Raw genomic sequence first — 24,532 nt, 5'->3', positions numbered from 1 at the left:
GATTAGCGGAAAGCGGGCGCCCGGAAAACGAACGCCCGCCAAGGGGCGGGCATCGGGACAGCGGCGCTAACGGCGCGAATCGCGGCCGGGAAACAGGCGCGGCATCCAGGCGAGCAACTGCTTGCGCTCCTCGCCCTCGCTGCGGTTCAACGCCGCCAGCGGGCCGTGCAGGTACTTCTGGGTGAGCCCGTGAGCGAGCTGGTCCAGCACGGCCTCGGGCGACTCGCCGCGCGCCAGCAGGCGGCGGGCGCGTTCGAGTTCGGCGGCGCGCACGTCCTCGGCGGCCTGGTGCAGGTCGCGGATGACGGGCACCACCTCGCGCGATTGCATCCAGTGCATGAAGCCCTGGACGCGGGTTTCGATGATGGCCTCGGCCTGCACCACCGCCGCGCGGCGCGCGTCGGTGCCGCTTTGCACCAGGCGGCCCAGGTCGTCCACCGAGTACAGGTAGACGTCGTCGAGGCGGCCGACCTCGGGCTCGATGTCGCGCGGCACGGCCAGGTCGATCATGACGATGGGCCGGTGGCGGCGCTGGCGCGTGGCGCGCTCGACCAGGCCCAGGCCCAATATGGGCAGCGAACTGGCCGTACAGGACACGATGACATCGAATTCGGCCAGGCGCTCGGGCAGGTCGGCCAGCTTCATGGTGCCGGCCGAGAACCGCCCGGCCAGCAATTCCGCGCGTTCCGCGGTGCGGTTGGCCACCACCATGCTGCGCGGGCGCTGCGCGGCGAAATGGGTGGCACAGAGCTCGATCATTTCGCCGGCGCCGATGAACAGCGTGCGGGCCTCTTCCAGGTTGCCGAACACCCGCTCGGCCAGCCGCACGGCCGCCGCCGCCATGGACACCGAATGCGCGCCGATGGCGGTCTGCGAGCGGACTTCCTTGGCCACCGAGAAAGTGCGCTGGAACAACTGGTGCAGCAGCGTGCCCAGCGAGCCGGCCTCGCCGGCGGCGCGCACCGCGTCCTTCATCTGGCCGAGGATCTGCGGCTCGCCCAGCACCATGGAGTCGAGCCCGCTGGCCACGCGGAACGCATGGCGCACGGCCTCGTCCTGCTGGTGGCGGTACAGGTGCGGGTTGAGCGCGCCAGCCTCGATGCGGTTGTGGTCGGCCAGCCAGGCCGGCAACTGCTCGGCCACCTGGGCCTCGGCGGCGCAATAGACTTCGGTGCGGTTACAGGTGGACAGGATGGCCGCTTCGCGCACCGCCCCGCCGAAAGCCGAGCGCAGGCCTTCGAGCGCCGGCCGCACCAGGTCGACCGGCATGGAAACGCGTTCGCGCACCGAGACGGGCGCGGACGTGTGATTCAGACCGAAAGCAAGAACAGCGACGGACATGGAACGCGGGACAATGGCCGCCGCCCCGGGGCGACGGCACATTTGTAACATTGGGTCGATCAAAATTATACCCCTCCGGGTTATCCCGGGGGTAACCGATCGGCCGGCCGGCGCTACCCGAGCCTGCACAGATCAAGAAAATTGTGTATAGTTGCGGACTTCGTTGGCCTGGTAGCTCAGTTGGTAGAGCAGCGGATTGAAAATCCGCGTGTCGGTGGTTCGATTCCGCCCCAGGCCACCACGGATTCGATGCCCAGCCTGAAAGGCTGGGCATTTTCTTATTGTGTCAGGGAATTAACAAAGAGCCCCGTGGCGGGGTTTATTCCAAGAAGGCGTGGAGCCCCTGTCCACATGGGGAAGGCTCGCGATCCTGAGCCGAGCCGAAAGAATGGCATCTTCCAACATCAGAATGCCGGCTTACGCCCCCGCCAGGGCGCCACGCGCTCGAGCTGAGCCGACACCTGCAGGATCACGTCCTCACGGCCGAAACGGCCCACCAATTGCGCGGCAACGGGAACGCCCCCGGACGTGGCAAACAAGGGCAGACTGGCGGCAGGCTGACCCGATGCATTGAAGACAGCCATGAAAGTGGCATAGCGCGATACCCTGTGGCGCAGCTCGAGAAACGCGCCGCGCTGCATGGAAAGTTCGCCCAGTTTCACTGGCAGCTCGGTCAGCGCCGGAGCCAACACCAGGTCGAACTCCTGCATATAGGTTTCCATGGCTCGGCCGATGGCATGCAGCCGGTTCACGCTGGCAATGTATTCGTCGGCACCGATGGTTTTGCCGAACTCGTAGCCCGATATCATCGCGGGTTCCAGATCGTCGGCCTGCAGCGACTTGCCGGCCAGCTTCAGTCGCGTATCCACCGACAGCACGATATTGCTGGCCAAGATGCACGCGTGCGCGCGCACGAATGCCTCGTAATCGATGGGCGGAGGCGCGGAATCGACGACGGTGTGCCCCAGGTCGCGCAACAATTCGGCCGCACCCTCCACCGCCTGCAATGGCTCCGGAGCCACCGCGATGTCGTTCCAGGCTGACCGCCAGACAGCGATGCGAAATGGCTTGACGGGCGCTTCCGCCACAGCATCCAGATACGAGCCAGTCTGGGGCGGGCAAGCATAGGGAGCGCCGGGCTCATAGCCCGCAATGGCGTCCATGGCGGCGGCGGTGTCGCGCACGCTCAGGCTCAGCACGCCATCGGTGGCCATGCCGCCCCAACCTTCGCCGCGCAACGGCCCCATCGGAACGCGGCCGCGCGAGGCCTTCAGGCCATACACGCCGCAGCACGCTGCCGGAATGCGGATCGAACCGCCGCCATCGCTGCCATGAGCCAGCGGCACGATGCGCGCAGCCACGGCCGCCGCCGCGCCGCCGCTCGACCCCCCCGCGGAGCGGTCGAGGTCCCAGGGATTGCGGGTGGGCCCGCCGTTGCGCACCGCCTCGGTCGTGGCGCCCATGCAGAACTCCGGCACGGTAGAGCGCGCGAAAGCAATCAGGCCCGCCTGCTCGAAGCGGTCCGTCACGGTGCCGTTGCACTCGTAGGTGGTGTCGTTGAGCAGGCGCGAACCTAGGCTGGACGGAAAGCGCGTGGACGGCAGCCCCGAATCCTTCAGCAAGAACGGAATGCCGCGAAATGCGCCGCGCGGCTGCCAGTTCCGCGCCAATTCAAGCGAGCCTTCGTATTGCTCGTAGCACAGCGCATTGAGGGCGCTCCCCCTGCTGCGCCCCAGTTCCACGGCGCAGCGCATCAGGTCCTCGGTAGTGATATCGCCCGACTTGAGCAGGGCAGCCATACCCAGGCCGTCCAGGGATTCGTACTCATCATGTTGCATAAGCTATAGGTCCTTGCAAGGAGTCAGGTTGAGCGAGGTCCGGCTTGGACCATTGCCTGCCAGGAATGGAGTCGATCAGGCGTCGCGTGTACTCGTGCTGGGGACGATAGAAAATGTCGGTCGCGCGCCCCAGCTCCACCAGTTCGCCCTGGCGCATCACGGCAATGCGGTCGCAGATCTCGGCGGCGACTCGCAAATCGTGGGTAATGAACAGGACAGCCAGGTCAAACTGCCCGCTGACGGTCTTGAGCAGGTCGAGCACCTGTGCCTGAATGGACACGTCGAGCGCCGAGACGGCCTCGTCGGCCACCAGCAGACGCGGGCGCAAGGCCAGCGCGCGGGCAATACCCACGCGCTGGCGCTGCCCCCCGGAAAACTGGTGCGGATAGCGATCGGCGGCATCCCCGCCCAAGCCCACGAGCTCAAGCAGCGCACGCGCATCGGCGCGGGCCTTGGTACGCGGCTCGCCGTAGGCAATAGGCCCCTGGGCTACCGCGTCAACGATGCGGTGGCGTGGATTCAGCGAGGCATAAGGGTCCTGGAACACCATCTGGATCTGGCGCCGATACTTGTGCCAGTCGCGGGGCGACAGGCCCACGAGCTCGTGGCCATCCAGTTTTACGCTGCCGCCGTCGGGAGGGATCAGTCCGGTGAGCGCGCGCCCCAGGGTGGACTTGCCCGACCCCGATTCGCCCACAAGACCTACGGTTTCGCCTCGCTGAATAGCCAGCGAAATATTCTTCAACGCCTGCACTTGGCGCCCCCGATCGGTACGAAAAGTCTTGCGCAGGTTCTCGATCACCATCAGCGCCGAAGTGGGCGATGCCACCACCTTGCCCTCGGGTTTGTGCGGCACGGCGGCAATCAACTGGCGCGTATAGGCCGCCTGCGGACGATTCAGGATGTCTGCCGCAGCGCCCTGCTCTACCACCTGGCCATGGCGCATTACCACGATGCGGTCGGCGATCTCGGCCACCACGCCGAAATCGTGAGTGATGAAAATCACCCCTATGCCCATGCGCGCCTGGATGTCCTTGATCATGGCCAGGATCTGGGCCTGAGTCGTGACATCGAGCGCCGTGGTAGGTTCGTCGGCAATGAGTATGTCGGGCTCCATCGCCAGCGCCATGGCAATCACCACGCGCTGGCGCTGGCCGCCCGACAGCTGGAAAGGGTAGGCGTCGATGAGCTTCTCGGGATCGGGCAGCATCACCTCTCGAAACAGCTGCAGCACCTTGGCGCGACGCGCCTCGACCGGCATATCGGTATGACGCTCGAGCACCTCGTCGACCTGGCGGCCGATGCGCATGATGGGGTTCAGGGCCGTCATCGGCTCCTGGAACACCATGCCGAACGACTTGCCGCGCAGGTCCTGCCAGTCCTTGGACACGAGCCCGGTCAGCTCCCGCCCGCGATAACGGATGCTGCCGCTCTTTACCCGCAGCTCGCCTGCTGGCAGCAACCCCATCAGCGCATGCGCCGTGACCGACTTGCCCGAACCCGACTCGCCGACGACGCAAAGAATTTCGTTCTGGTTGACGCTGTAGGTAACGCCTTTCACAACAGGCTGCTCATCCTGCACGACAGAAATAACCAAGTCGCGGACTTCCAGCAGTACGCTCATGAGCTTGCTCGCTTGCGCGCCAGTTTGGGGTTGAGCGCATCGTTGAGCGCTTCGCCCACCAAGTTGAGGGCCAGGACGGTCACCAGAATGGCAATGCCCGGAAACACGCTCATCCACCATGCGTCACGCAGCACGCTTCGCGATGCGCCAATGATGTATCCCCAGGTCATGGTGTTGGGATCGCCCAGCCCCAGGAAGCTCAGCGCAGACTCCAGCAAGATGGCGCTGGCCACCATCAGCGATCCTGACACAATCACCGGCGAAAGGCTGTTGGGCAGGATCTGCGTGAGTATGATGCGAACGTTGGATTGGCCGCTCAGTATCGCGGCTTCGACAAACTCGCGGTGTTTCATGCTCATGAACTCGGCGCGCACCAGGCGCGCCAGCGGCGGCCACGAAACCAGCGCGATCGCCAGGATCACGGTGCCGATACTGGGGGTGAGAATGGCCACGAGCACCACTGCCAGAAAGAACCCCGGAATGGTCTGGAACAGCTCGATAAACCCGACGATGACCTGATCGACCTTGCCGCCGTAGAAGCCAGCGACCGACCCCACGGTAATGCCCAGCAGAATGGACACAGCAGTCGACACCAGGGCCAGCACCAGGGTTACCCGCGCGCCATAGGCGATGCCGGTGGCAATATCCCGGCCCAAGGTGTCCGTGCCCAGCAGTGCATCGTCGGACAGCGGCGGCATGTAGGGCGCGTTGACGATGTCCCAAGGGCTGTCCGGAAAAATCCAATGAGCGAAAACGGCCAGCAGGGTCACGAGGACAAGAACGCTCAAGCCGATGAAACCGCCCTTGTTGTGACAGAATCCATGAAAGAAGCGCTTCATTTCAGTTCGATCCTGGGGTCGGCGATCGTATAGAGAATGTCGGTGAACAGGTTGACCACCACGACGACGACGGAGGCGACAAAGAAGACGCCGAGCAGCACGCTGTAATCGCGCTGCACCAGGGCATCGAACGCCAGCCGTCCGATCCCGGGCCAGGCGAACACCGTCTCCACCAGCAAAGACCCGCCGATGAGATGGCCAGCCTGGATGCCCGCATAGGTAATGATGGGCAGCAAGGCGTTGCGCAGTACGTGGCGCACGATTACCGTGCGTTCGGACAGCCCCTTGGCGACGGCGGTCTTGACGAAATCTAGCTGGCGGATCTCCAGCATGGACGCGCGGGTGAGGCGCGCATAGACGGCCATATAGAACATGCCCAGCGTAAGGGCGGGTAGCATCAAATGGCGTGCAATATCAGCGAACCGCGCAAAGCCCGTGAGGTTTGCCCCCACACTTTCGTAGCCAAACGCGGGCAGCCATTGCAACTGCACCGAAAACACCAGCACCAGCATCAGCCCCACCCAGAAAATCGGCGTGGCGTAGGCGAGCATGGCCAGCGTGGTGATGATGGTGTCGCCCCATTTGCCCACCCGCAGCGCCGCCTGCACGCCCAACGCCACTCCCACGAGCAGTGCGAAGGCGAACGAGGTCAGGGTAAGCACCAGGGTGGCCGGCAATTGCTCCATGATGAGTGTCGCCACCGGCGCCTGCTGACGATGGGAATAACCCAGGTCGAAAGAAGCGATGTCTTTCAAGTAGGACACCAGTTGCACGGGCAAGGGCTTGTCCAGCCCGAAATCCTGGCGCAGCTTGGCGATGTACTCGGCGTCGGCCGCCCCCGACTGGCCCGCCAGGATCTCGGCCGGATCGCCGGGCGCCGCCCGGACCAGGAAGAAATTGAACATGGCGATCATCAAGAGCACCAAAATGCTCTTGAACACGCGCCTGCCCAGGAAGCCGGCCAGCTTGCTCATTCTTTCGACAACCAGGCGTCGCTATAGGTGTCCGCCGCGCCCAGGGCCGTGGTAATGGCGCCGTGTACGCGCTTGTTCAGGACGGTGCCGTACTTGGTGTCGATCAACCACACCAACGGCACGTCCTCGACGAGAATGCGCTGCACTTCCGAGTAATACTTCTGCCGGTCCGCATCGTCACCCGCCTTGGCCGCCAGATCGAACAACTCGTCGACTTTCGGGTTGTTGTACTGAGAGGTGTTGCTGAACATCACCCCTTTGCGGATATTGCTTCCCATATAAGTGCGCGCCACGCCTATGGCGGGATCAGCGTACTGAAACACGCCATTGCCGGCCATATCGAAATCCCAGTTTCCCACGCGCGATACCCAACCACCCACATCGGTGCTTTCCAGATTGAGCGCGATGCCGACCTTGGACAAGTTCTGCTTGATGTACTCGGCCACGCGGCGGTGCATCTCGCCATACGGCGTCGGAATCATGCTGACCGACACGCGCACGCCGTCGGCGTTCGGCTTGAGGCCCATTTCGTCGAGCAGAGCCACCGCCTTCTCGGGGTCATAGTCGTACTTCTTGACGTTGGCGTCATAGAAGCGCGTGTTGTGGTGAATGGGCCCGCTTGCCACCACTCCCTGGCCGAACAGGATTTTGTCGGCGATGAACTGGCGATTGATCGCATACATCAGCGCCTGGCGAAAGCGCTTGTCATTGAAGGGTGGGCGCGTGTTGTTCAGTTCGATCCACTGCATTGTCGACCAGTACTCGTAGCCCTTGTTGGTGTGCTTCAAGTTGGGCAGCTTAGCCACGCGAGGCACATCCACCGGCTCGAGGTCATGCAGCCATGCCTGCATCACGGTGCCCTGCTCGATGGCCAACCGGCGCGAGGCGGCGTCGGGTATCATGCGATACGTGATGCCATCGAGGTAAGGCCGGCCCGGCTTCCAGTAGTTCTCGTTCTTCACGAGTTCTATGTAAGAGCCGCGCTCCCATTTCTTGAACTTGAACGGTCCGGTGCCGATGGGATGCGCATTGTTCGGATTCTGGGCGATGGGCGTGTCCACATCGTACAGATGCTTCGGCAAGATGGCGCCGCCGCCGATATCGAACGCATACAAAAAGGCCGCATACGGCTCTTTTAGCTTGAAGACTACGGTATCCGCGTCCGGCGCGGTGAGCGATTCGACGTTCTCCATCAGCCCACGGGTGCGCGGCGTCTTGGACAACACCTTTTCATACGAAAACACCACATCCGCCGACGAGAACGGTTTCCCGTCGTGCCAGGTCACACCAGGCTGCAGATGGAACGTGTACGTGAGCCTGTCGTCGGACACTTCCCACGACTTGGCGAGGCTGGGCAGCGGCTTGAGGTCGAACGAATAGGTCAGCAGGCTCTCGAAGATCTTGCCTCCCACCATCTGCGTGCCCGCCACTTGCTGCAGCGCCAGAATCAGGCTGGGCGGCTCGGGATGCAGAATCGCCGTGAGCACGCCGCCGTACTGCGGCGTTTCGGCAGCCTGCGCGGGCAGATTGGCGAACGTGGCGGTGGCGACCGCCGCCGCGAGCGCGCATTTGACGATGGCCCTACGGGCCTGATTGACCAGTTGCATGATTACCCCCTCGACGATCTCGGATGTATGGCGGAGTTCAGCCCAGTCTGGGCTGAACTCCGCACCAATCGTTCAGAAACAACGCATACGTCTTGGCCACGCGCAACATGCTATGCACGCTGACACTCTCATTGAACCCGTGATAATTGCGCGACACCGGCCCATAGCAGGTGACGGGCACGTCCATCATCAAGCGGAAATGCCGCCCGTCGGTCGTGCCCGTGAGCGCTACCGACCTGGGTGCCTCGCCGGTGACGCGCTGGTGCGCCTCGGCCAGCAGCCGCAGCGGCGGCACATCGAGGTCGTACTCGCAACCGGGAGCATGAAAGCCTTCATAGCGGATCCGGACCTGGGTATCGGGCTGGGCGAGCTCTTGCTCTACTTGGCGTATGCACGCCTCGATGCGTGCCTTGGCCGTTTCGATAGGCATGTCGGGATAACACGACAGGCGCAGGCCGAGGGTACATACGCTGGGTACCGAAGAATTCCAGTCGCCGGCATGAATCTGGCCAAGGTTGAAGTTGATGGGGTGCGCATGATCGCGGTACGCGGGATGACGATTTTCGGGCAGGTTCCATTCATGCTCTATGCCCTTGATGGCATCGACGATGCGCAGGCCTATGTTCACCGGATTGATGCCCGTTGTCATCAGGGATGCGTGGGCCGGCTTGCCGACGATCTCGACGTACAGCCAGAACACCCCCAGCTGGGCTGACATCAGGCCCTCTTGCGTAGGCTCGGGAATGAGAACTGCGTCGAATGAAGCGAGCCGCGCGGCCCCGATGGCGCTCTTGAGCGCCGACACGGTTGCCAAGGTGCCGTTGCCCGTGCTTTCTTCTTCGAGCACGCCGTTGAACCCCACCACTCCGGCTGGTTGCACGCCCAGCTCTTGCAGCGCCTTGAAAGCCGCCAACGCGCATACGATACCGGCTTTCATGTCGCCCGCGCCGCGGCCGTACAACCAGCCATCGTGCAAGCCGCCCTTGAAAGGCGATTCGCTCCAAAACTCTTCGGGCCCGGTCGGCACGACGTCCAGGTGACCATTGAACAGTACCGAACGACCGGTGACCTGCGCAGGCTCATGGCAAGCCAGCACATTGAAACGGCCGCCGTCGGGGCAGCAGGCGGGCGAATAAAGCGGCAGGTTTTCGATATCTTCGGTACGCAAGGCAATGCGTTCGCTCCGCAGACCCAGCTTGGCCAGTTCGACCTCCAAGAACTCGCCCGCGGGAGTTTCCTGTCCCGGCAGGCTGCGGCATTGGACGAAGCGCGACAAAGTGTCGGTCAGGTAGTGCTCCAACCCGTCAACTGCGGCCTCAATGGCCTGGGCGGGTAATGTACGTGTTTGCACTTCGCTCATTTCGCACTCCGTCGGCCGTTGAGACGGCCAGCCATGTCGCAATCTGCCAATGACTGCGTGGGTGGATTACCGGCCCAATCCCATAAGGATCAAATATTGATACTTAAAAGTCGATTAATGACATAATAGGGTCTTAGATAGATGCTGACAAGGCACGACAAGGCAGAGATTTCCCTAACATGGGGCATCCCTGCCAAACGCTATTGAGGTAAGCCAATGGTCCGTATGGACACCCGATTCAATCAATCCGTGGCCAAGGCGTTCGACATCATCGAAGCCTTCGCTGTGCGGCCCGGCCCGCTGAGCCTGAATGAACTGATGGAGATTTCCAATCTGGACCGCAACTCCACCCTGCGCATGCTGCATACGCTGACGGCGCTGGGCTATCTGGAGCGCGGCCCGAACCAGCGCGGCTATGTGCTCGGCAAGAAGTTCCTGCACCGCACCTTCGACTACCTGCGCAGCAACCCCCTGATCGAGCGCGCGAATCCGGTTCTGATCGAGCTGCAGCAAGAAGCCGAGGAAGGCGTGGACCTGAGCCTGCACGACGATCTGAACATCGTGTATGCGCTACGCCGCCAGACACGGCGCCGCTATTATTTCGCCACCCTGGTGGGCCGCACCATGCCGGTGTACCGCACATGCTCGGGCCGGGCCATCATGGCGAGCCTGCCCGACGAACGCGTCGACGATATTCTTGCCCGATCCGACCTGGTAGCGGCCACGCCGCACACCATTGTGGAACCTAGTGAAATCCGCAAGAAAATCGCCCAGGCACGCCTCGACGGGTATGCCATGACCGTACAAGAATCCCTGCTGGGCGAGCTGGCCGTAGCCGCGGCCGTGATAGACCACACCGGGCTACCGACAGCCGCCATTCACATCTATGGCCAGCTGTCGCAATGGACGCCGGAAGATTTTGCCCAGCGTTTCGGGCCTTTGGTCATCAGTGCTGCGCAGGCGCTCAGTTCAAAATGAGCCGTCTTGCGGCCGCGTCCTGCATATTGACGCAGGTCTCGCACGAGGCAGCACACCGCTCCAGGGTCATGGTGGCGGACCGCAGTAACTTGTCCGCATCGCGGATGGACCGCGATTTACAAGGATCGGTGGGCGAAGCAGTCATTCGTGACCAAATAGGGGAACCGGACACCCACCATCGCCGGCCCCAGCGCGCCGCAGGAGCCGGCCTCGCACTCATCAGTTGGGTCCTTTCCCGTTTTCATGGCCAGGCATACCATGACCAGGCTGGGACGACGGCACGCGGCTGGCCAGCGGCCGGACGGGCGCTTGCAGCCGCACGGTCTGGCGCTTGCCTCCGACCTCGAGAACCAGCGATATCGGGATCTGCTCGCCGACCCGGACCTGTTGCTTCAGCTCCAGCAACATCAGGTGGTAGCCGCCCGGCTTGAGCTCCACATCCTGTCCGGCTGGCAGGTCCAGCCCATCGATCTGCCGCATTTTCATGACATCGCCCTGCAGGGCCATTTCGTGGATTTCGGTTGTGCCGGCGGCATCGGACATGGGCGGCGCGCAGCGAGACGCGCGCCCGGCCCGATGACACTGCAAATAGCGTTTAGCGGTGGTATTGTGGCAACCAGTAGGCTGCTGCACGTTGATTAAGGAGCACTTCCATGAATGCCAACAATCAACACAGGAGCGTGTCCCAGGTCATAGGCTGGGTGGTCCTGCTCCTCATTGCACTCTATTCGCTACTGGGAGGCGTCTGGCTGGCGGCGCTGGGGGGCTCGTGGTATTACGCCCTGCTGGGCATCGGGCTACTGGCCAGCGCGGCATATCTCTGGCGCCACCGCGAGCCGGGGCTGTGGCTTTATGCGCTGGCCCTGGCGGCCACGCTGGCCTGGGGGGTATGGGAGGTCGGCGCCGATTTCTGGGCGCTGGCGCCGCGCTACGGCCTGCTGTTCCTGTTCGGCCTGTGGCTCTTGCTGCCGCCCGCCACGCGCGGCTTTGCGGCGCCGCGTCCCGCCAAGTTCGCCATGGGCGCCGCCATGGCGGGCATGCTGGCGGTGCTGGGCTACGGCATATTCAATGACCCGCAGGAAATCAATGGCACGCTGAGCCGCGCGCAGCCGGCCCAGGCGCAGCCCGTGCCCGGCGTGGCGGATGAGGACTGGCCGTCCTACGGGCGCACCGAAGGTGGCGTGCGCTATTCGCCGCTGGCGCAGATCAACGACGAGAACGTCAAGAACCTGCAGGTGGCGTGGACCTATCGCACGGGCGACTTCCGCACCGAGAACGACTCCGCCGAGACCACCAACGAGGTCACGCCCATCAAGGTCGGCGACAAGCTGTTCCTGTGCACGCCGCACCAGTTCCTCGACGCGCTCGACCCCGCCACCGGCAAGCGCCTGTGGCGCTACGACCCGCAACTCAAGGCCGACAAGACCTTCCAGCACCTGACTTGCCGCGGCGTGTCCTATCACGACGCCGGCAACACCGAGCGGTTCCCGGCCAGCCTGGCCAAGGCGGGCGGCGCCGCGTCGACTGCGTGCCCGCGCAAGGTGCTGCTGCCCACCAACGATGGCCGCCTGGTCGCGGTGAATGCCGACAACGGCCAGAAATGCGGCGATTTTGGCGACGATGGCGAGATCGACCTGCAGGAAAGCATGCCGCACGCCTATCCCGGCGGCTACAACCCGACTTCGCCGCCAGTGGTGACGGCGACGACCATCGTCATCGGCGGCTCGGTGACGGACAATTTCTCCAACAAAGAGCCCTCCGGCGTGATTCGCGGCTACGACGTGCGCACCGGCGAACTGAAATGGGTGTTCGACACCGGGGCGGAAGATCCGAACGCCATGCCGGGCGAACACACCAAGTTCGTGCACAATTCGCCCAATGCCTGGGCGCCGCTGGCCTACGATGCGCAGGCCGACGTGGTCTATGTCCCGACCGGCGTGGGCACCCCCGACATCTGGGGCGGCGACCGCGATCCGCTGAAGGAGCGTTACGCCAACGCCATCCTGGCGCTGGACGCCACCACCGGGCGCCTGATCTGGCATTTCCAGACCACCCACCACGACCTGTGGGACATGGACGTGCCGGCGCAGCCCTCGCTGATGGACGTGAAGCTGGCGAACGGCCAGACCGTGCCGGCGATCTATGTGCTGACCAAGACCGGCAATGTATTCGTGCTGGATCGCCGCAATGGCCAGCCCATCGTGCCGGTGACGGAGAAGGCCGTGCCGCAGAGCGTGGCGCGCGGCCCCCAGACCCGGGATGAACATTATTCCCCCACGCAGCCGTTCTCGGCGCTGAACCTGGCTCCCCAGGCGAAGCTCACCGACAAGGACATGTGGGGCGCCACGATGCTCGACCAGCTGATGTGCCGCGTGATATTCAAGCGCCTGAATTACGACGGCATCTACACGCCGCCGTCGGAGAACGGCACCCTGGTGTTCCCCGGCAACCTGGGCGTGTTCGAGTGGGGCGGCATGTCGGTGAACCGGGATCGCCAGGTGGCGCTGATGAACCCGATCGGCCTGCCGTTCGTGTCCAAGCTGGTGCCCGAGGACGCCAACCGCCCCATCAAGGAAAAGGGCGCCGGCACCGAAAGCGGCGTTCAGCCCATGTACGGCACGCCATACGGCGTGGAGCTGAATCCGTTCCTGTCGCCGCTGGGCCTGCCGTGCAAGGCGCCCGCCTGGGGCTATGTCGTGGGCGTGGACCTGCAGAGCAACGAGGTGGTGTGGAAGAAGCGCATCGGCACCATCCGCGACAGCCTGCCGCACCTGTTCCAACTGCCGCCGCTGAAGATCGGCGTGCCGGGCCTGGGCGGCCCCATCTCGACCGCCGGCAACCTGATGTTCGTGGCGGCCACGCAGGACAACTACCTGCGCGCGTTCGACGTCACCGATGGCGATCTGCTGTGGGAGGGGCGGCTGCCAGCCGGCGGGCAGGCCACGCCGATGACCTATGCCGTCGACGGCAAGCAATATGTGGTGGTCATGGCCGGCGGCCACGGCTCGTTCGGCACCAAGATGGGCGATTACCTGGTGGCGTATGCACTGCCGGATTGAAGGGCGGCGCGGCCGGCCGGACAGGGGCGTCTGACCATTTCATGTGGCCGGCCGTTTATTCCTTGCCTCCGGCCTGGCGCACGACGCCGGCTTGAATCAGTCTCGCTATCTGGGCCGCTTCCAGACCAAGCTCGGCACTCAGAATCTCGCGCGTATTGCCGCCCAGTTCAGGCCCGGTATGCCGGATGCGGCCAGGCGATTGGCTCAGCTTGGGTACGACTCCGATCTGGCTGATGCTGCCCAGTCTGGCGTGCGGCACCGGCACGATCATGTCGCGCGCGCGATAGTGTTCTTCTTCGAAGATGTCCTTCACGGTCAGGACGCGGGACACGGGGACTCCGGCAGCTTGCAGCATGGCTTCCAGTTCACGCCCGTCGTACTGGCGCGCCCAATCGGCCACCAGGGTGTCCATCGCGCGCATATTGTCTGCCTGGCCGCGCGCCCGTATTGTCGAATAGCGGGGGTCGGTCAAGAGATCAGGGCGCTGCATCACCCGGGCCAGCCGTTCGAACGTGGCATTACTGTTGGCGGCGATCAGTACGTAACCGCCATCGGCGGTGGAATACAGGCTGTTGGGCGCCATGGACGGCAGGTTCGGCCCCTGACGCATCGGCACTTTGCCCAGTTTGTCGTAGGCCGTGACGACCGCTTCCATCTGGGTAAAGGCGGCTTCGTATAGCGCCGCGTCAACCACCTGCCCCTCGCCGGTCCGGTCACGATAGCGCAGCGCCGCCAGGATCCCGAATGCCGTATAGACTGAGGTGAGGTAATCCGTGGTCGCCAGCGCCACGCGCGAGGGCGGGCGGTCGGGGTCCCCGGTCATGTGGCGGACGCCGCCGTAGGCTTCGCAGATCGCGCCGTACCCGGGCAAGTGCGCGCAGGGGCCGTCCTGGCCATAGCCGCTGATGCGCGCATAGATGATGTCGGGCTTGATGGCCGCGATAGCTTCGTAGCCCAGGCCCAGGCGCTCCAGTACGCCGGGCCGGTTGTTCTCCAGCACCACGTCGGCGCGCCGGATCAGGGCTCGCGCCAGTTCGTGCCCCTCTTCCGTCTTGAGGTCGATCGCAATGGAACGCTTATTGCGCAGAATGGACGCGCTATAAAGCGACACTGCGTCCACGTGGCTGCCCAACTGCCGTACCGGGTCGCCGTCAGGAGGCTCGATCTTGATGACGTCCGCGCCGAAATCGGCAAGCAGTCTGCCGCAGGCGGGCCCCGCAATGGTGGTGCAGATCTCGACGACGCGGATGCCGGACAGGGGAGTATGGTCGCGAGCCGGACTGGCAGTGTCAGTATTCATGGCATGTTCCCCCTTATCCTTGGCCATCCAGGACAATCTGGCCAACTGTCTGGCCGTCCTCGACTACGTCTCCTTCTTTGACATACAGTTCCGACAGGCGGCCGGCGCCGGTGCTCAGCACGGGGATCTCCATTTTCATGGACTCGACGATCAATACAGGTTCGTCCGGCCTCACCTCGCCGCCCACTTCAACCAGGATCTTCCATACTTTTCCGGTCACTTCCGCGATCAGATTGGCAGTTGCCATGCTTCTTGCTCCCAAGGATTCGTGCTACCGAGTGCGTAGCGCTCAAGCCGCCAGTACTTGCGCAGCCAGGCCCGTGTGCACGTTGCCGAGCCGGAACGCTGGATCCTGCAGCACTCGCTGGATGAATGGAATGTTGTGCTTGACGCCTTCTATGCAGGTCGCGGACAACGCTTCCTGCAGTCGCGCGATCGCCGCACCGCGCGTCGGCGCATGCACGATGAGCTTGGCGATCATGGGGTCGTAGTAGGGCGTAACGGTACTGCCCTGCTCGAAACCGGTCTCTATACGGATGCCCGCGCCGCTGGGAAACTCCAGTGCCTTGAGCGTGCCGGGCGAAGGAAAAAAGCGCACTGGGTCTTCCGCGTAGATGCGCGCCTCGATGGCGTGGCCGTCGACCGCCACCGGCCTGTCGATGACATGATGCAGCGGTTCCCCCGCAGCCAAGCGGATCTGCGCCTGCACCAGGTCGATACCGGTAATCTCCTCGGTAACCGCGTGTTCCACCTGCAGCCGGGTATTGGTTTCGAGGAACTGGAATCCGCCGTCCTGCGCGTAGAGTGTTTCCACCGTACCAATGACGTCGTAGCCCATTTTGCCCAGCACGCCGGCAATCTGCTGGCCCGCGGCCTCGACAAGGCCCCGCGGCAGCAGCGGTGCCGGCGACTCTTCGATCACCTTTTGGTGGCGGCGCTGCACTGAGCAATCCCGTTCGAACAGATGGCACACGTTGCCGGCACGGTCAGCGAGCACCTGGAACTCGATATGGCGGGGTCGTTCCAGCAGCTGTTCCAGATACAAGCCGGCGTCGCCGAAACTGCGGCGCGCCATCGAGGCGGCCTGGTCGATGGCCTTCAGCAGCTCTGCGTCGTCGCGCGCGGCCATCATGCCGATTCCGCCGCCGCCCGAGGCGGGCTTGACCATGACCGGATAGCCGATCTGCCGCGCCAGGCGCCGGGCTTGCGCCGGATCTCCGTCCAGCAGTTCCGAGCAAGGCGGCATCGGCATGCCATGCCGCCTCATCAGGTCCCGCGCGCGGGTCTTGTGGCCCATGGCGTCAATCCATTGCGGGCTCGGCCCAATGAACACCGCGCCGGCGGCCTGCACCCGGCGGGCGAATTCGGGATTTTCGGAAAGAAATCCATAGCCTGGATGCACCGCATCGGCGCCCGATTCGCGCAACACGCGCAGCAAGGCGTCTTGATTGAGATAGCTCTGGACTGGCTCGGCTCCGCCGATACAGTAGCTCTGGTCTGCCTCAGCCAAGTACGGCAACCGGGCATCGGCTTCCGAGTACACCGCCACGGAGGGAATCCCCATGATGCGCAAGGCACGCAAGACCCGGGCGGCGATAGCGGCCCGATTCGCAACCAGCACCTTCTTGAACACGGTCGAATCTCCTGAGTTCGCAACGCAGCGCGCAGGGCCCCCATTGGCAGCGGCAAGCCGGTGCCATGCCGGAGACAAGCGCAAGGATTTCAGTAACTGGTGGGCCAGGTCCGCATCAAGTGCTCGCCCACGCCGCCCGACAGTCGCATCTGGTGCACTTCCAGCGTACGTATCAGGTGATCGCGGGTCTGCGCGGGATGTATCACCGCATGCGCGTTGTAGACCGCGGCGGCGTCGTAGGCACTGGTGCCCTTGGCCATCTCCGCCAGCAGTTCCGCGTAGCGCTCGGGTTCTGTCTCCGGGTCGACGCCATGTACGATAGAAACGGCGGAACGCGGGTCCATGAAGTTCACTTCGGCGGTGAACCAGGCGATGACCTCATCCGCATTGCCGCCACCGCCCATGTTCAGTACCGCTTGGCCATAGGTCTTGCGCATGATCACGGATATCTTCGGCACCGTGACCAACGATATAGCGTTCATCCAATTCATCACGCGGCCGATAGCTCCCTGGCGTTCGCCTTCCACGCCGATCAGGAAACCCGGCTGGTCCACCATGAATATCAGCGGGATATTGAACGAATCGCACAGCACCAGGAAACTGACGACTTTTTCGCAGGACTGGGGATCGATGGCCCCACCCTTGTGCATCGGATTGCTGGCCACGATGCCCACGGTGCGCCCATTCAGGCGCGCCAGCGCCGTCACGACAGAACGGCCATAGCGTGGCTTGAGCTCGAAGATCGAATCCTTGTCATAGATGAGCGCCAGGATCCGCCGCACGTCATAAACCTGCGTCCGTGATTCAGGCAGGATATCCAGAATGCGGTGGCTCTCCGCGCCCGAGCCTTCCGGCACCGGATGCACTGGCGGCGCCTCGTTATGGTGGCTGGGCAGATAAGACAGGAACTTCTGCACCGCTTCGATGGCTTGTTCATCGGTTTCTACAGCCAGGTCGACCATGCCGGTCACCTCGGTATGCAGCTTCCAGCCGCCCAGGGCTTCTGGGTCGACAGCCTCGTTTATCGCGCGGGACGTGAGCTTGACGCTGGACACCGCGGTAATTGCGCCCTTGCGCATCACGACGAAATCCGCCAGCGCCGCGTACCAGGATGACGAACCATAACAGTGCCCCAGCACGGCCGACACCCACGGCGTTTCGCGCGTGCGCCGGTATTGGGTGGGGCGGTCTCCGCTGGCCACGCCTTCCGCGCCCATGACGTCGGGCATGCGCGCGCCAGTCGATTCGCCCAGGAACACCAGCGGCAGGCCGCGCTGGGTGGCAATACGCTTGACGTGCCCCATCTTGGCCGAATTGACCTTGCTGCTGGATGCGCCCATTACCGTGAAGTCATTGGACACCACGGCGACTTCCCGCCCGCCGATCTTGCCGTATCCCGCGATCTTGCCGTCTGCCGGAGAGCGGTCGCGCATCTCCGGCCGGATGCTGGTTGCGAACAGGCCGGCCTCATGAAAACTGCCAGGGTCCACCAGCCGGTCTATGCGTTCGCGCGCATTCAGGATGCCTTCGGCGGCGCGCTTGGCCAATTTTTCCTTGCCACCCATCGCGAGCGCCTGCCGCCGACGGTTTTCATGTTCTTCGATAGCTTTTTCAAACATGTCTGCTTCCATGAATCTGAAATGGGCCTAGCGTTTTCCCACGGCGCGCCGCAGCTCGGGAACCGAATCGCCCAGCGCCCGCCATTGCTGTAGCTCGGCTTCCATGTGGTCGCGCAGTTGGGCCGGCGTGGTGGATACCGCCTCGGCGCCGATTTCGTCCAGCCGGGCCACGAAGGACGGCTGCGCCACAATGCGCCGCGTCGCCTCGGCTAGCCTGTCCACGATGGGCTGCGGGGTGCCGGGAGGAGCCAGAAGCCCGAACCAGACACCGATGTCGTAGTCCACGCCGCTTTCCTTGAAAGTGGGCACCGCCGGCAGGACGGCCACGCGGTGCTGCGCAGAGACCGCGAGCGCCTTCAGGTGTCCCGATTGGATATGCGGCAGCAATACCGGCACCAGGGAAAACACCGCATCCACCTGCCCGCCGATGGCGTCAGTAGAGGCCTGCGCACCTCCTTTGTAGGGGACGTGCATGATCGGCGCCTGGGCGCGCACCTTCATCAGTTCCACATACAAATGCAATTGCGCGCTGGAGATGGTGTAGGTGTCTGGCGATGCCTTGGCCTTGGCCAGCATTTCCGCCAAGGAGGCAAAAGGCGCCTTGCTGCCCGCCGCTACCATGAACGGCACCCGGGTGATCATGCTGACCGGCTCGAACCCCTTGACGGGGTCAAAGGGCGGCACGGGGCCGAATACCGAGTTGATAGTAGGTGTGCCGCCGCCGAACAGTATGGTGTAGCCATCGGGCTTGGCCTTGTTGACCACGCTGGCACCGATATTCGTGCCGGCGCCGGGCTTGTTCTCGATCACCACCGACTGCCGCAGTTCCTCTCCCAATTTTTCTGCAAACACGCGGGCGATCATGTCGGTGCTGCCCCCGGCGGGATACGCCACGATCAAATGGATCGGTCTATCGGGGTATCCGGCCGACAGCGCGGTCGCTGAGAAGCAGCAAAGCAAAGCCCCCGCCATGGTGCGTAGAATCTTCACGTCTCGTCTCCTCATGCCTCGGCGGCATTGCCGAAAGGCTGATTTTTCGTTTGCTAGAATGTTCTGCCCTTTTGAAAATAAAGTCAACCAGGTTGACTAATTGCCGACTCACATGATCTCTGCTCGGAAACTGGATCAACTGCGCTCGGCCCGATCGTTCGGGATCGGGCGTTTGTTCCTGCTTGCGCGCCGCGATTTCTCGGCGCGTTTGTCCCAGAAGATGAACGGCAAGTTCGAAGAAACCGGCAACGCTATCCTGGGCGGCTCGATCCTGCCTTTCCTGGACCTGGAAGGCACGCGCAGCACGGAGTTGGCGCGACGCTCGGGTATTTCCAAGCAGGCAGTCACCAAACTACTGAAAGAACTGGAAGAGGCCGGCCTGGTCACCCGTTCCCAAGACCAGTCGGATGGCCGCGCCCAGGTCATCTTCTTCACTGAACGGGGCGTGGAATACTTGCTGAGCATTCATGCGGCAATCAAGGCCGTGGAGCAGGAGTACGAGGCCGAACTGGGCGCCCGGCGCATGCAGGAGCTACGCGAGACGCTGAGCCAGCTGGTCTACCCCGAAGCGGCAAAACGCTAGCCGCGCCCTGGCCTTCAACTGCGTGAGGGACCGTCGCGGAACCGCCCGGTAGGTCCCGCATCCCTGCCTCGGCAGGGCCCCTACAGCCGCTGGCAAAAATCCACCAGCCTTTCCCGGAACCACCGGTGCCCGGGATCGCTGTCGGCGTGCCGGTGCCAGGATAAATAAACCGGGAACTGCGGCGTGCGCAGCGGCACCGCATGCGACTTGAGCCGGAAGTGGTCGGCGTAGAGCAGGCCCATGCGGCGCGGCAGGGTGCAGACCAGGTCGCTGTTCTGCACCAGCACCGGCATCGACAGGAAATGCGGCACCGTCACGGCGATCTGGCGCTCCAGGCCGCGCTTGGCCAATGCCAGGTCGATCATCGGCCGCGAGTTGCCGTGATGCGCCAGCACCACGTGGCGCAGCGACAGGAACACCTCCAGGCTGAGCCGCTCGGACACCTGCGGATGGTCGCGCCGCGTCAGCGTCAATAGCGATTCGGTCAGCACGCAGGTGTTGTGCACCGCCGGCTGCTGCAGCGGGAAATAGTTGAGCGCCAGGTCCACGGTGCCCTCGCGCAGTTCCCCCTGCAGTTGCAGGCCGGGCTCGGGCCGGATGGTGATGCGGATGCCCGGCGCGGCCGTGCCGAGCCAGTCGATGAAGCGCGGCAGCACCACGGTCTCGCCGTAGTCCTCCACCGCGACCACGAACTCGCGCTCGGCGCGCGCGAAATCGAAATCGTCGGCGCCGCGCAACCCGCTTTCCAGCAGCGCCAGCGCCTGGCGCACGGGCTCGGCCAGGGCCTTGGCGCGGGCGGTCGGCGCCATGCCCTGCGCGCTGCGCTCGAACAAGGGGTCTTCCAGCCGCTCGCGCAGGCGCGCCAGCGCGTTGCTGACCGTGGGCTGCGACAGGTGCAAGCGGGCGGCGGCCTTGGAGATATTGCGCTCGGTAAAGATCGCATCGAAGACCAGCAACAGGTTCAGATCCAGTGTCCGCAGGTTCATGCGCGCCCCTTTATTTGGAATCTGAATTTTCAGTATTCCATATATAAAGTTGTCGAATGGCTCCCGAGCTTACAACAATGAAGCCCATCACAACACGGGAGACAGGCATGGATGGGCCGGCGCGCGACAACGACCTGGTGCTGCTGGACCGCCCCGACCAGGGCGTGGCGCAGCTTACCCTGAACCGGCCCGCGGCGCGCAATGCGCTCAACTCGGCCTTGCGCCAGGCGCTGCGCCAGGCGTTCGAGGCGCTGGAGCAGGACGCGGCGGTGCGCTGCGTGGTGCTGCGGGGCAGCCACGGCTGCTTCGCGGCCGGCGCCGACCTCAAGGAGATCGCCGGCCTCGACGCCGGCGCGGTGGCGCGGCTGCCGGTGCTGGAGACCTGGCGGGTCATCGCCGGCTTCAGCAAGCCGCTGATCGCCGCCGTGGCCGGCCCCGCGCTGGGCGGGGGCTGCGAGCTGGCGCAGCATGCCGACATCATCCTGGCGGCGCGCAGCGCGCGCTTCGGCCAGCCGGAGGTCAATGTGGGCATCATGCCCGGCGGCGGGGCGACGCAGCGCCTGGTGCGCGCGCTGGGGTACTGGCGCGCGATGCGGCTGATGCTCGCCGGGGAGCCGATATCGGCCGAAGAGGCGCTGGCCATCGGCCTGGCCAGCGAGGTCGTCGACGACGACCGCCTCGATGCGCGCGCCCTGGAGCTGGCGCGGCTGATCGCCTCGCGACCGCCGATCGCGGTGCGCCAGATCAAGCGGGTCGCCCTGGCCGGCGCCGACGCCAGCCTGGCCACCGGCCTGCAGCTCGAACGCCAGGCGTTCGAGCTGCTGTTCGACACGCAGGACCAGAAAGAAGGCATGCGCGCCTTCGCCGAACGCCGCCCGCCGGTCTTCACCGGGCGCTGAAGATTCCCCCACCACGCGAGGAAGTTCTCGATGTCCCAAGATGTAGCGATCATCGGCACCGGGCGCACGCCCTACAGCCGCGCCAAGCCGGGCGAAACCCTCTACACGGTCGACGAGTACATCGCCTGGGCAGCCGACCTGGCCTTGCAGCAGGCCGGCATGTCCAAGAACGATTTCGACGGCCAGGGGCTGGGCGTGGCGCACGCGGAGACGGCGCACACCGTCAATTGGTCGGCCGCCACGGCCGAGAACCTGGGCATCAGCCCGCAGATCCTGCTGCGCGCCGACCAGGGCGGCGCTTCCGCCACGGCCATGCTGATCCGCGCGGCGGCGCTGATCCGCGCGGGGGTGGTGGACCGCGTGCTGGTGGTCGGCGCGGACACGCCGCTGAATATTCCTTCGGCCGCGCCCGGCCTGCCCTTGTCGCCCGAGCGCTCGCGCGGCGTGTACTGGGATTTCCAGGGCCCGTTCGGCGTCATGGGCGCCACCGCGCAATTCGCGCTGGTGCTGACGCGCTATATGCACCAGTTCCCGGGGCTGCGTTTCGAGACGCTCGGCAAGATCGCGGCCAGCAACCGTTTCCATGCCTCGCTGCATCCCGGCGCGATCTATCGCACGCCTTTCACGGTCGAGGACTACCTGGCCTCGCGCGTGCTGTCGGACCCGATCCGGCTGCTGGACTGCGTGCCCATTGTCAACGGCGGGCTGGCCTATGTCGTGACCTCGGGCGAGACGGCGCGGCGCCTGTGCGACAAGCCGGTCTGGTTGCGCGGTTTCGGCGAGGCCAACAATTACTACCATGGCGCGCGCGCCTTGCCCGACATCACCACCACCGGTTTTGCGCAGTCCGGGCCGGCCGCGCTGAAGATGGCCGGCGTCTCGCATGCCGACATCGATTTCTTCCAGCCCTATGACGACTACCCCTTTATTTCGCTGATGACCATCGAGGACTGGGGATTCTGCAAGAAAGGCGAAGGCGGGCGCTTCATCGACGAGCACGACCTGCGCTTCGACGGCGACTTTCCCCTTTCCACCGACGGCGGCCAGCTCTCCGGCGGCCAGCCGGGCGGGGCCATCGGCGGTTTCATGCCGCTGATCGAGGCGGTGACGCAGCTGCGCGGCGAAGCCGGCGAGCGCCAGGTAAAGAATGCGCGCATCGGCGCGGCGTGCGGCTTCGGCGGCATTCCCTATGGCCGGCCGGGGCGCAGTTGCGTCGCCGTCGTGCTCGGCAACGACGATTGAGGGCCTTGACCATGACCGATTCCCCCCTGCACAAGCCGCTGCCCGCCATCACCGACCAGACGCGCCCGTTCTGGAGCGCCGCCCGCGAGGGCCGCCTGGTGCTGCAGAAATGCCAGCGTTGCGGCACGTTCAACTTCCACCCCAAGCCCTGGTGCATCGAGTGCGGCTCGCGCGAACTGCGCTGGACCGAGGCGCGGCCGACCGGCACGGTGTATTCGCATACGGTCTCGCGCTCGGTCGCCATGAACTACCCGGGCTGGCAGCAGGACCTGCCGCTGATCCTGTGCCTGATCGACCTGGACGACGGCGCGCGCCTGTATGGCCACGTGACCGGCTGCGCTCCGGAGGACATCCGCATCGGCATGCGGGTCGGCGTGCACTTCGAGACGATCAGCGAAGACGCCGGCATTCCCAAGTTCCATCCCCTGGACTGACGCCATGAGCCCGGAACCCGATCCGCAGACGCTGCGCAAGGCCGCCATGCGCGACGCGTCCTTCAACTGGGAGGATCCGCTGTGCCTGGATGAATTGCTGACCGGCGAGGAACGCATGATCCGCGACAGCGCGCGCGCCTATGCGCAGGAGCGCCTGATGCCGCGCATCCTGCTGGCGCACCGCCACGAAGACTTCGACGTCGCGGTAATGAAAGAAATGGCCGAACTCGGCCTGCTCGGCGCCACCATCGACGGCTACGGCTGCGCGGGAATCAGTTATGTGGGCTACGGCCTGATCGCGCGCGAGTTCGAGCGGGTGGACACGGCCTTCCGCTCGGCGCTGGGGGTGCAGAGCACCCTGTCGATGATGCCGATCTACCTGTTCGGCAGCCAGGCGCAGCGCGAGCGCTACCTGCCTGCGATGGCGCGGGCCGAGCTGCTGGGCTGCTTCGGCCTGACCGAGCCGGACCACGGCTCCGACCCTGGCTCCATGGCGGCGCGCGCGCGGCAGGTGGAAGGCGGCTGGCGCCTGTCGGGCACCAAGACCTGGATCACCCATGCGCCGATCGCCGACCTGATGGTGGTCTGGGCCAAGGACGACGCGGGCGCGGTGCGCGGCTTCATCCTGGAGCGGGGCATGCCGGGCCTGGAAACGGCCAAGATCGACGGCAAGTTCTCGGTGCGCGCCTCGCCGACCGGCCAGATCCTGATGGACGAGGTGTTCGTGCCCGAGTCGCAGCGCCTGCCCGCCGCCAAGGGCATCGGCGCGCCGTTCGCCTGCCTGAACAACGCCCGCTTCGGCATCTGCTGGGGCGCCATGGGGGCCGCCGAGTTCTGCTGGCACGCGGCGCGCCAGTATGCCCTGGACCGCAAGCAGTTCGGCCGTCCCCTGGCCGCCAACCAGCTGATCCAGAAGAAGCTGGCCGACATGCAGACCGAGATCACGCTGGGCCTGCACGCCTGCCTGCAGTTGAGCCGCCTGCGCGACGCCGGCCGGGCCAGCCCGGAAATGGTGTCGCTCATGAAACGCAATTGCGCCGGCAAGGCGCTGGAGATCGCCCGCATGGCGCGCGACATCCACGGCGGCAACGGCATTTCGGACGGCTTCCACGTCATCCGCCATGTGCTGAACCTGGAGACGGTCAACACGCTGGAAGGCACCCACGACATCCACGCGCTGGTGCTCGGCCGGGCGCAGACTGGCATTTCGGCTTTTGCATGACGCG

21 protein-coding genes and 1 tRNA gene are annotated in these 24,532 nt (G+C 64.7%); 8 read left to right on the top strand and 14 right to left on the bottom strand.

The features are described 5' to 3' along the window. Positions 1–66 precede the first annotated feature (66 nt). Positions 67–1,341, bottom strand: coding sequence for a glutamyl-tRNA reductase (hemA, locus tag ACKTT0_RS10925; protein WP_028355265.1), 1,275 nt, complete (start codon positions 1,339–1,341; stop codon positions 67–69). A gap of 165 nt (positions 1,342–1,506) precedes the next feature. Here hemA and ACKTT0_RS10920 point away from each other — a divergent pair. Beyond that, positions 1,507–1,582 (top strand) — tRNA-Phe (locus tag ACKTT0_RS10920). A 163-nt stretch (positions 1,583–1,745) separates the two neighbouring features. On the opposite strand, the gene ACKTT0_RS10915 is transcribed toward ACKTT0_RS10920, so the two are convergent. The 6 genes from ACKTT0_RS10915 to ACKTT0_RS10890 are packed head-to-tail and all read right to left on the bottom strand — an operon-like array spanning position 1,746 to position 9,583. Beyond that, on the bottom strand, positions 1,746–3,179 hold the full coding sequence (locus ACKTT0_RS10915; protein WP_407849935.1) for an amidase: 1,434 nt from the start codon (positions 3,177–3,179) through the stop codon (positions 1,746–1,748). After that, positions 3,169–4,803, bottom strand: a complete 1,635-nt coding sequence (locus ACKTT0_RS10910) for an ABC transporter ATP-binding protein (protein ID WP_407849934.1) — start codon at positions 4,801–4,803, stop codon at positions 3,169–3,171. The genes ACKTT0_RS10915 and ACKTT0_RS10910 overlap by 11 nt, the downstream gene beginning before the upstream one ends. Then, on the bottom strand, positions 4,800–5,642 hold the full coding sequence (locus tag ACKTT0_RS10905) for an ABC transporter permease (protein WP_407849933.1): 843 nt from the start codon (positions 5,640–5,642) through the stop codon (positions 4,800–4,802). The genes ACKTT0_RS10910 and ACKTT0_RS10905 overlap by 4 nt, the downstream gene beginning before the upstream one ends. Continuing rightward, a complete protein-coding gene (locus ACKTT0_RS10900; protein ID WP_028355262.1) occupies positions 5,639–6,616 on the bottom strand; it encodes an ABC transporter permease in 978 nt (325 codons plus the stop codon). The genes ACKTT0_RS10905 and ACKTT0_RS10900 overlap by 4 nt, the downstream gene beginning before the upstream one ends. Continuing rightward, a complete protein-coding gene (locus ACKTT0_RS10895) occupies positions 6,613–8,223 on the bottom strand; it encodes an ABC transporter substrate-binding protein (RefSeq protein WP_407849932.1) in 1,611 nt (536 codons plus the stop codon). Before ACKTT0_RS10895 ends, ACKTT0_RS10900 begins: the two co-directional genes overlap by 4 nt. Before the next feature lie 37 nt (positions 8,224–8,260). Further along, positions 8,261–9,583, bottom strand: a complete 1,323-nt coding sequence (locus ACKTT0_RS10890) for an ArgE/DapE family deacylase (protein WP_407849931.1) — start codon at positions 9,581–9,583, stop codon at positions 8,261–8,263. 225 nt (positions 9,584–9,808) lie between these two features. On the opposite strand from ACKTT0_RS10890, the gene ACKTT0_RS10885 reads away from it, so the two are divergent. Beyond that, the gene (locus ACKTT0_RS10885; RefSeq protein ID WP_231501755.1) at positions 9,809–10,561 is read left to right on the top strand and encodes an IclR family transcriptional regulator; all 753 of its coding nucleotides are present in this window, start codon (positions 9,809–9,811) and stop codon (positions 10,559–10,561) included. A gap of 219 nt (positions 10,562–10,780) precedes the next feature. On the opposite strand, the gene ACKTT0_RS10880 is transcribed toward ACKTT0_RS10885, so the two are convergent. Next, positions 10,781–11,104, bottom strand: a complete 324-nt coding sequence (locus tag ACKTT0_RS10880) for a copper chaperone PCu(A)C (protein ID WP_407849929.1) — start codon at positions 11,102–11,104, stop codon at positions 10,781–10,783. A gap of 110 nt (positions 11,105–11,214) precedes the next feature. Between ACKTT0_RS10880 and ACKTT0_RS10875 the strand changes: the two genes are divergently transcribed. Continuing rightward, positions 11,215–13,620, top strand: coding sequence for a glucose/quinate/shikimate family membrane-bound PQQ-dependent dehydrogenase (locus tag ACKTT0_RS10875; RefSeq protein WP_407849928.1), 2,406 nt, complete (start codon positions 11,215–11,217; stop codon positions 13,618–13,620). 55 nt (positions 13,621–13,675) lie between these two features. Here ACKTT0_RS10875 and ACKTT0_RS10870 read toward each other — a convergent pair whose 3' ends face one another. The 5 genes from ACKTT0_RS10870 to ACKTT0_RS10850 all read right to left on the bottom strand — a co-directional run bounded on the left by ACKTT0_RS10870 (position 13,676) and on the right by ACKTT0_RS10850 (position 19,162). After that, positions 13,676–14,947, bottom strand: a complete 1,272-nt coding sequence (locus tag ACKTT0_RS10870; RefSeq protein WP_407849927.1) for a CaiB/BaiF CoA transferase family protein — start codon at positions 14,945–14,947, stop codon at positions 13,676–13,678. Further along, positions 14,934–15,167, bottom strand: a complete 234-nt coding sequence (locus ACKTT0_RS10865) for an acyl-CoA carboxylase biotin carboxyl carrier protein subunit (RefSeq protein WP_407849926.1) — start codon at positions 15,165–15,167, stop codon at positions 14,934–14,936. Before ACKTT0_RS10865 ends, ACKTT0_RS10870 begins: the two co-directional genes overlap by 14 nt. A 42-nt stretch (positions 15,168–15,209) precedes the next feature. Beyond that, positions 15,210–16,553, bottom strand: a complete 1,344-nt coding sequence (locus tag ACKTT0_RS10860) for an acetyl-CoA carboxylase biotin carboxylase subunit (protein WP_407849925.1) — start codon at positions 16,551–16,553, stop codon at positions 15,210–15,212. Positions 16,554–16,642: 89 nt separating this feature from the next. Further along, positions 16,643–18,184 (bottom strand): acyl-CoA carboxylase subunit beta, encoded by a 1,542-nt coding sequence (locus tag ACKTT0_RS10855; protein ID WP_407849924.1) that lies wholly within the window; start codon positions 18,182–18,184, stop codon positions 16,643–16,645. Between the two features lie 15 nt (positions 18,185–18,199). Continuing rightward, positions 18,200–19,162 (bottom strand): Bug family tripartite tricarboxylate transporter substrate binding protein, encoded by a 963-nt coding sequence (locus tag ACKTT0_RS10850; protein WP_407849923.1) that lies wholly within the window; start codon positions 19,160–19,162, stop codon positions 18,200–18,202. Between the two features lie 112 nt (positions 19,163–19,274). Here ACKTT0_RS10850 and ACKTT0_RS10845 point away from each other — a divergent pair, with 112 nt between their 5' ends. Then, positions 19,275–19,745, top strand: coding sequence for a MarR family winged helix-turn-helix transcriptional regulator (locus tag ACKTT0_RS10845; protein WP_407849922.1), 471 nt, complete (start codon positions 19,275–19,277; stop codon positions 19,743–19,745). An 80-nt stretch (positions 19,746–19,825) separates the two neighbouring features. Here ACKTT0_RS10845 and ACKTT0_RS10840 read toward each other — a convergent pair whose 3' ends face one another. Further along, complete coding sequence (locus tag ACKTT0_RS10840) at positions 19,826–20,731, bottom strand: LysR family transcriptional regulator (protein WP_407849921.1); 906 nt, start codon at positions 20,729–20,731, stop codon at positions 19,826–19,828. A gap of 107 nt (positions 20,732–20,838) precedes the next feature. Here ACKTT0_RS10840 and ACKTT0_RS10835 point away from each other — a divergent pair, with 107 nt between their 5' ends. From ACKTT0_RS10835 to ACKTT0_RS10820, 4 genes are read left to right on the top strand one after another with little or no spacing between them, the layout of a single operon-like run. Continuing rightward, entirely contained in the window at positions 20,839–21,630 is a 792-nt protein-coding gene (locus ACKTT0_RS10835; protein ID WP_407849920.1) for an enoyl-CoA hydratase-related protein, read from the top strand. A gap of 30 nt (positions 21,631–21,660) precedes the next feature. Next, entirely contained in the window at positions 21,661–22,872 is a 1,212-nt protein-coding gene (locus ACKTT0_RS10830) for a thiolase family protein (RefSeq protein WP_407849919.1), read from the top strand. 11 nt (positions 22,873–22,883) lie between these two features. Beyond that, the gene (locus ACKTT0_RS10825; protein WP_028355252.1) at positions 22,884–23,306 is read left to right on the top strand and encodes a Zn-ribbon domain-containing OB-fold protein; all 423 of its coding nucleotides are present in this window, start codon (positions 22,884–22,886) and stop codon (positions 23,304–23,306) included. Positions 23,307–23,310: 4 nt separating this feature from the next. After that, positions 23,311–24,528, top strand: coding sequence for an acyl-CoA dehydrogenase (locus ACKTT0_RS10820; protein ID WP_407849918.1), 1,218 nt, complete (start codon positions 23,311–23,313; stop codon positions 24,526–24,528). Positions 24,529–24,532 lie beyond the last annotated feature (4 nt).

It is taken from the genome of Bordetella saccharivorans, from assembly GCF_045862855.1.
GTDB lineage: Bacteria > Pseudomonadota > Gammaproteobacteria > Burkholderiales > Burkholderiaceae_B > Bordetella_A > Bordetella_A petrii_F.
Note: the sequence above shows the minus strand (reverse complement) of the source record. Positions and strands in the feature narration are given on the sequence as shown.